The organism is Neisseria sp. P0001.S005, from assembly GCF_051963715.1.
The window spans coordinates 1-6,905 of record NZ_JBQCTZ010000180.1; the positions used below are offsets into that span (position 1 = coordinate 1).

At 52.2% G+C, this 6,905-nt stretch carries 8 protein-coding genes; 6 read left to right on the top strand and 2 right to left on the bottom strand.

Annotation, left to right across the window (positions count from 1 at the left end; translation table 11 throughout):
- Window positions 1-27 precede the first annotated feature (27 nt).
- Together ACTHSP_RS16060 and ACTHSP_RS16065 are read left to right on the top strand one after the other, a co-directional pair.
- The gene (locus tag ACTHSP_RS16060) at window positions 28-657 is read left to right on the top strand and encodes a C40 family peptidase (RefSeq protein WP_308905004.1); all 630 of its coding nucleotides are present in this window, start codon (window positions 28-30) and stop codon (window positions 655-657) included.
- 8 nt (window positions 658-665) lie between these two features.
- The gene (locus ACTHSP_RS16065) at window positions 666-887 is read left to right on the top strand and encodes a hypothetical protein (RefSeq protein ID WP_004519529.1); all 222 of its coding nucleotides are present in this window, start codon (window positions 666-668) and stop codon (window positions 885-887) included.
- Between the two features lie 79 nt (window positions 888-966).
- Here the strand turns inward: ACTHSP_RS16065 and ACTHSP_RS16070 are convergent, their stop codons facing one another.
- Together ACTHSP_RS16070 and dxs are read right to left on the bottom strand one after the other, a co-directional pair.
- Window positions 967-2,367 (bottom strand): L-serine ammonia-lyase, encoded by a 1,401-nt coding sequence (locus ACTHSP_RS16070; protein WP_440346437.1) that lies wholly within the window; start codon window positions 2,365-2,367, stop codon window positions 967-969.
- Window positions 2,368-2,432: 65 nt separating this feature from the next.
- Window positions 2,433-4,322 carry a 1-deoxy-D-xylulose-5-phosphate synthase gene (gene dxs / locus ACTHSP_RS16075; protein ID WP_440346438.1) on the bottom strand — a complete coding sequence of 630 codons (1,890 nt, stop codon included), beginning with the start codon at window positions 4,320-4,322 and terminating at the stop codon, window positions 2,433-2,435.
- Between the two features lie 133 nt (window positions 4,323-4,455).
- Between dxs and orn the strand changes: the two genes are divergently transcribed.
- The 4 genes from orn (at window position 4,456) to ACTHSP_RS16095 (ending at window position 6,686) form a co-directional block, all read left to right on the top strand.
- Window positions 4,456-5,013 (top strand): oligoribonuclease, encoded by a 558-nt coding sequence (orn, locus tag ACTHSP_RS16080; protein ID WP_049352019.1) that lies wholly within the window; start codon window positions 4,456-4,458, stop codon window positions 5,011-5,013.
- A gap of 63 nt (window positions 5,014-5,076) precedes the next feature.
- Complete coding sequence (gene queD / locus ACTHSP_RS16085; RefSeq protein ID WP_003748900.1) at window positions 5,077-5,499, top strand: 6-carboxytetrahydropterin synthase QueD; 423 nt, start codon at window positions 5,077-5,079, stop codon at window positions 5,497-5,499.
- 73 nt (window positions 5,500-5,572) lie between these two features.
- The gene (locus ACTHSP_RS16090; protein ID WP_003684508.1) at window positions 5,573-5,944 is read left to right on the top strand and encodes a DUF1304 domain-containing protein; all 372 of its coding nucleotides are present in this window, start codon (window positions 5,573-5,575) and stop codon (window positions 5,942-5,944) included.
- A 106-nt stretch (window positions 5,945-6,050) separates the two neighbouring features.
- Window positions 6,051-6,686 (top strand): 7-carboxy-7-deazaguanine synthase QueE, encoded by a 636-nt coding sequence (locus tag ACTHSP_RS16095; RefSeq protein ID WP_440346439.1) that lies wholly within the window; start codon window positions 6,051-6,053, stop codon window positions 6,684-6,686.
- Window positions 6,687-6,905: the final 219 nt, after the last annotated feature.

Sequence of the window (6,905 nt, forward strand, 5' to 3'; positions counted from 1 at the left end):
ATGCCTTCTGAAACGGAAGTTTTTATAATGAATTTTTTACTCCGGCTCGCAGCAGTTTGGACTTCGGTCGCCATGCTAGCGAGCGTCAATTTTTCTTACGCCGATGATTTGGAAAACCTGATTACCACCCGTCAGCATGTTTTAAACCAATTCAACGACAACGCCAACGTTTACGGCAATACGCGTCAGGCAACCCCTGTCCACCCCGTCAATACACACCCCGCTCCAAGCAACAATACGCGCGCACCTTCAGGCAATGCAGACGAATTGATCGGCAGCGCCATGGGCTTGCTCGGCGTAGCCTACCGCTACGGCGGCACATCGGCTTCTACCGGCTTTGACTGCAGCGGCTTTATGCAACACATCTTTAAACGCGCCATGGGTATAAACCTGCCGCGCACCTCTGCCGAACAGGCACAAATGGGCGTTGCCGTGAGCCGTTCAGAATTGCAGCCGGGCGACATGGTCTTTTTCCACACCATGGGTCCCGGCCGTATTTCCCACGTCGGCCTTTACATCGGCAACAACAATTTCATTCATGCGCCGAGAACGGGCAAACGTATCGAAATTACCAGCCTCGGCCACAAATATTGGAGCGCGAAATACGCCTTCGGCCGCCGCGTGAAGAAAAACGATCCATCCCGTTTCTTGAATTGAGGTGCATGATGGCAATGCCGCAAATGCCCAAATGGTATGACGATGACGGTCAGATTGTTTCCTGCACCGAAAAAGTCAAAGTCATGACCGAAAACTTGAACGAACTGTACCAAATAGCGCAGGACGCATTTGAAGACGCGCTGCTGATGGGTTGTTCCGAAAAACAGCTACGCGAATACTTCCGCGACTTAATGGCCGGACTGGAAAACCCTTATCAAAAAAACGGTTAGTTATTCGATCCATACAAAAAAGGCCGTCTGAAAGTTTTTCAGACGGCCTTTTCTTATTGGCCAGACCCCTACCCTATTGCTAACATTCCACCACGCGCACGGATACTGGGACGGCTTTTTTCTGCAAGGTAATGGCCAGGCCTGCGAGTGAGGTTTCTTTGTAGGTTGCCTTCATATCGCGGCCGGTTTGCAACATGGTTTGAATCACTTCATCAAGTGAGACTTTTTTGTCTGTGCCGTCTTCCAAAAGCGCAAGGGTAGCGAGCTTGAGGGCTTTTTCGGCGGCGATGCCGTTGCGCTCGATACAGGGGATTTGCACCAAGCCGCCGACCGGGTCACAGGTCAGGCCTAAGTGGTGTTCCATGGCCATTTCGGCGGCGTTTTCCACTTGTTTCGGTGTACCGCCGATAACTTCGGCGTATGCGCCAGCCGCCATGGAACACGCCACGCCGACTTCACCTTGGCAGCCTACATCCGCGCCGGAAATCGACGCGTTGGTTTTATACAAAATACCGATGGCACCGGCAGTCAGCAGGAAATCTTCGACACGCGATTGGTTGGCGTGCGGATTAAATTTGCGGAAATAGTGCAAGACGGCAGGAATGATGCCTGCCGCGCCGTTGGTGGGTGCAGTTACAACACGGCCGCCGGCGGCGTTTTCTTCATTAACCGCCATGGCGTACACCATCGGCCAAAGTTGGGTATTGACGATTTCGCTCTCACGCAGGACTTTGAGTTTGGCCGCCAACTGTGGCGCGCGGCGGCGGACGTTCAAGCCGCCCGGCAGCTGCCCTTCCGCACCCAAGCCGCGCTTGATGCAGTTTTCCATCACATCGGCCACGTCAGCCACACGGCGGCGTACTTCCGCTTCATCACAACCTGCCAACGCCGCTTCATTGGCCAACACGACTTCGGAAATATTCAACTGGTTCAGACGGCATTGTGCCAGCAGCTCGTCGCAGTTTTTGTAAGGATATGGCACGTCTGAATTTTCCTGCGCTTCTTGTGCAAACCCTTCGTCTGTTACGATAAAACCGCCGCCGACCGAATAATAGATCTGCTCTTTCAGCTTCTGGCCGTCTGAATTGTAGGCGATAAAGTTCAAACCGTTCGGATGTTTGGGCAACACTTTGTCGCCGCGGATATCCAAATCTTTTTCAGGATTGAATGCCATTTCACGGCCGTTGAGTTTTAAAACGTGCTGCGTGCGGATGCGTTCCAAGCGTTGGGGGATGTCTGCAAGCGGAATATCGTGCGGCAGGTTGCCTTCCAAACCAAGCAATAATGCGTCGAATGTGCCGTGTCCGATGCCGGTCAAGGCAAGCGAGCCGTACACTTCAATGACAATGCGCGCCACTTGCGTATCCAAGTTTTCGGCATGCAGCAAATCGGCAAAAGCGGCCGCAGCCTTCATCGGGCCGACGGTATGCGAGCTGGACGGGCCGATACCGATTTTAAAAATATCGAAAATACTGATCATGGGGTTTTCCCTTATAGTCTGAAAAGGCCGTCTGAAGATTTCAGACGGCCTGTTGTTTGTAAAGCTTAAACAGTCTCTATCCAACCGCCAATGCGTTTTTCAACGGCTTCGGCATTCAGCCCCAAATCGGCTAAAAGTTTTTTCGGGTCGCCGTGTTCGGTAACTTTATCTTCTACACCCAACAGCAACACCGGTTTGCAGATGCCGTGTTTCGCCAACACTTCCAACACTGCGCTGCCTGCGCCGCCTTGTTCGGCGTTTTCTTCGGCGGTAACGATGTAATCGTGGCTTCGGGCAAGACGGACGATCAGCTCTTCATCTATCGGTTTGACAAAGCGCATATCGGCAACAGTGGCGTTCAGCTTGTCGGCGGCGGTCAATGATGGGGCAACCATGCTGCCAAAGGCAATAACGGCAATTTTCTCGCCTTCGCGACGGATGATGCCTTTGCCGATTTCAACGGTTTCCAGGCCGTCTGAAACGGTTGCACCCGTGCCTGTACCGCGCGGATAACGGACGGCAGATGGAGAGTTTGTCTGATAGCAGGTTGAGAGCAGCAGGCGACATTCGTTTTCGTCGCTTGGTGCAGCAATAATCATGTTCGGCACGCAACGCAAAAAGCTCAAATCGTACAAACCGGCATGGGTCGGGCCGTCTGCACCGACAATACCTGCACGGTCGATAGCAAACAAAACAGGCAGGTTTTGCAAGGCAACGTCGTGTACCAACTGGTCGTAAGCGCGTTGCAGGAAAGTGGAATAAATCGCCACGACAGGCTTGATGCCTTCGCATGCCAAACCGCCGGCAAAGGTAACGGCGTGTTGCTCGGCGATGCCGACGTCGAAATAGCGGTCGGGGAATTGCTGTTCAAACTCAACCAAGCCGCTGCCCTCGCGCATGGCAGGCGTGATGGCAACCAAACGCTCGTCCGCCGCCGCTTGGTCGCACAGCCATTGACCGAACACTTGCGTATAAGTCGGTTTGGCCGCGGCAGGTTTGACTTCCGGAGCAGGTACTTCGCTCGGCAGCTTGGCGACGGCGTGATATTTGACGGGGTCGTTTTCGGCTAGTTTGTAACCGTTGCCTTTTTTGGTGATGACGTGCAGCAGTTGCGGGCCTTTGCGGCCGCGCAAATCTTTTAATACGTCCACCAGATTTTCAACGTTGTGGCCGTCCACCGGGCCGGTATAACGGAAACCGAAGTTTTCAAACAAAGACAGCGATTGTTTGGCGTGTTCCGCTTCGCCTGCCAAGGTTTTGATTTTATTTTCGACTTTTTGGGCAAGCTCCATCGCACCGGGCAATTTATCCAATACTTTGCTCGATTGGGCTTTGATGGTGCTCAACAGGCCGTGCATATCGCGCACGACGTTGCTGGCGAGGTATTTCGGCAACGCGCCGACATTGGGGGAAATCGACATTTCGTTGTCGTTGAGGATGACCAGCAAATCGACATCCATATCGCCTGCGCAGTTCAGGGCTTCAAACGCCTGACCTGCCGTCATGGCTCCGTCGCCGATGATGGCGACGCTGCGGCGGTTGTTGCCCAACTGCTTGTCCGCAACGGCCATGCCTAAAGCCGCGCCGATGGATGTAGAAGAATGCCCCACGCCGAATGCGTCGTATTCCGACTCACTGCGTTTCGGAAAACCCGCCAAACCACCGTATTGGCGCATGGTGTGCATTTGATTCTTGCGGCCGGTGAGGATTTTGTGCGGATAGCTTTGATGGCCGACATCCCAAACCAAATGGTCTTCGGGCGTGTCGTACACATAATGCAGTGCCACCGTCAGCTCGACCGCGCCCAAGTTACTGGCGAAATGGCCGCCCGTCTTACCGACGGAATCCAACAGAAATTCGCGCAATTCGGCGGCAACTTGCGGCAGCTGTTTTTTCTCCAGACGGCGCAAATCCTGAGGCGTATCGATAATATCGAGCAAAGGGCTTGGGTTCATGATTTTTGGCGGTGAATTTTTGTGTAACGGACGATTATATCAAGAGATTGCACAACTTGTTACAAATGCTTTCAGACGGCCCGAACCTTTATCCTTTATAATACTGCCAACTAAAAACACAAGGCCGTCTGAAATGACCCAAAACGCAAACAATCTCTGCTGGCTCGATATGGAAATGACCGGCCTCAACCCGGAACATGACCGCATTATCGAAGTCGCCATGATCATTACCGACTCCGATTTGAACGTACTGGCGCAATCGGACGTTTACGTCATCCATCAAAGCGACGAGTTGCTCGACGGCATGGACGAGTGGAACACCGCCACCCACGGCCGTACCGGCCTGACCCAACGCGTGCGCGAATCCAAACTGACCGAAGCCGAAGTCGAGCAAAACCTGTTGGACTTCATGTCCGCATGGATACCCGAAAAATCCACGCCCATGTGCGGCAACTCCATCCATCAAGACCGCCGCTTCATGGTCAAATACATGCCGCGTTTGGAAGCCTATTTCCACTACCGCAACTTAGACGTATCCACGCTGAAAGAATTGGCCAAACGCTGGAATCCGGCCGTCGCCAAAAGCGTGATCAAACGCGGTTCGCACAAGGCATTGGACGACATCCTCGAAAGCATCGAAGAAATGCGCCATTATCGCGAGCATTTCCTCAAACTCCCTTCCGAACAATAATCCCAAGGCCGTCTGAAACAGGTTTTACACTGTTCAGACGGCCTCATCGGCTTCCTTCATCTCATGAAAATCACCAAAATCTTTACCTTCGATTCCTCGCATATGCTCGACGGGCATGACGGCAAATGCCAAAACCTGCACGGCCACACCTACAAACTTGAAATCACCGTCTCCGCGCCCGTTATCCAAGGCGGCGCAAAAGACGGCATGGTGATGGACTTTACCGACCTGAAAGCCATCGTCAAACAACACATTACCGACCCGTTCGACCATGCCTTCATCTATCACGGCAACAACGAACGCGAAAGCCAAATCGCCGCGCTTTTGGAAGGCTGGAACATGAAAACCCTGCGCCTGCCCTGCCGCACCACCGCCGAAAACATGAGCGTAGAAATGTATGGCCGTCTGAAAAACGCCGGTGTCAAAGTGTGCAGCGTGAAATTATGGGAAACGCCGACTTCGTGTGCGGAATATGAAGGTGAATAAACTGCCATCCTGTATTTTTCAGACGGCCTGCTCCCCAAACACACCCATCCGCTAAACATCAAAAGGAATCTTCATGAAACTCCTCTCCACCCTCCTCGTTCTCTTCGTCGCTGTCGAACATTTCTACATCGCCTGGCTCGAAATGACGCAAATCCCAAGCGAAAAAGCGTCGGAACTGTTCAACATGCCTTACGAATTTATGGAACAAAAACGCGTGCAAACCCTGTTTTCCAACCAAGGCCTGTACAACGGCTTCCTCGCCATCGGCTTAGTATGGGCGCGCTTTGCCGCACCCGACAACGCCGTTTACGGCGCGACGATTCTGTTCCTCGGCTTCGTCCTCATTGCCGCCGCATGGGGCGCGTTTTCATCCGGCAACAAAGGCATTTTGCTCAAACAAGGCTTGCCGGCATTTTTGGCCGCCGCAGCCGTCATTACAGCTTAAACACACCAGCCATTCTTTCCCCTCAACCTAACAGAAAGAATGGCTGCCTCAACCGATTTCTCAAAACGCTTTACCACAACAATTAAATCCCGCACACCCGACATTCATGACCATTCAAATCACACCAAACAATCCCCAATACCGCATTGTCGAAATCTTTGAAAGCCTGCAAGGCGAAGGCTGGAATACAGGCATGCCCTCCGTTTTCATCCGTTTGGGCAAATGCAATCTCGCGTGCAGCTGGTGCGATACCGACTACCTCAAATTCGGCATGATGAGCCTATCCGATATTTTAGGCCGTCTGAAAACCTACACGGCGCGCAACATCATCATTACCGGCGGCGAACCCACCATCCAACCGCATTTGGATACCCTGCTCAATGCACTCAAAGCCGAAGGCTATTTTCTGTGTATCGAAACCAACGGCCTCAACACCGCGCCGCCGCAAATCGACTACGTTGCCACCAGCCCTAAAGCCTGCTATGCCGCCAAATATGAATCTAGTTGCATCGAGAAAGCCGACGAAGTGCGTATTGTTGCCGACGGCGATGTCGTTGCGTTTTGCCAAGAGATGGAACGCAAAATCCGCGCCCAACATTACTACCTCTCGCCTTGCGAACAAGACGGTGTGATGAATATCTACGACACCATCCGCCAAATCGGCGTATTAAACAGCCGATCCGACTCCCCCGTCCATTGGCAACTGAGCGTACAGACGCATAAATGGGCAGGAATAGAATAATTCGTTTGAAATCAATTAAAAACAAATCCTTTACAAAATATTGAATGTAAATACCATTCGATATTCGACCAAATGCACTACTGGCAATGCTCTCAGGCCGTCTGAAAACCCAATTTCAGACGGCCTTTTTTGTTACAAACCTCTTGACCGATTACATAAGATTACGTAAAGTGTGCAACAGTTTTCATAAATTGGTAAAACCAATTTACCTGATAACTG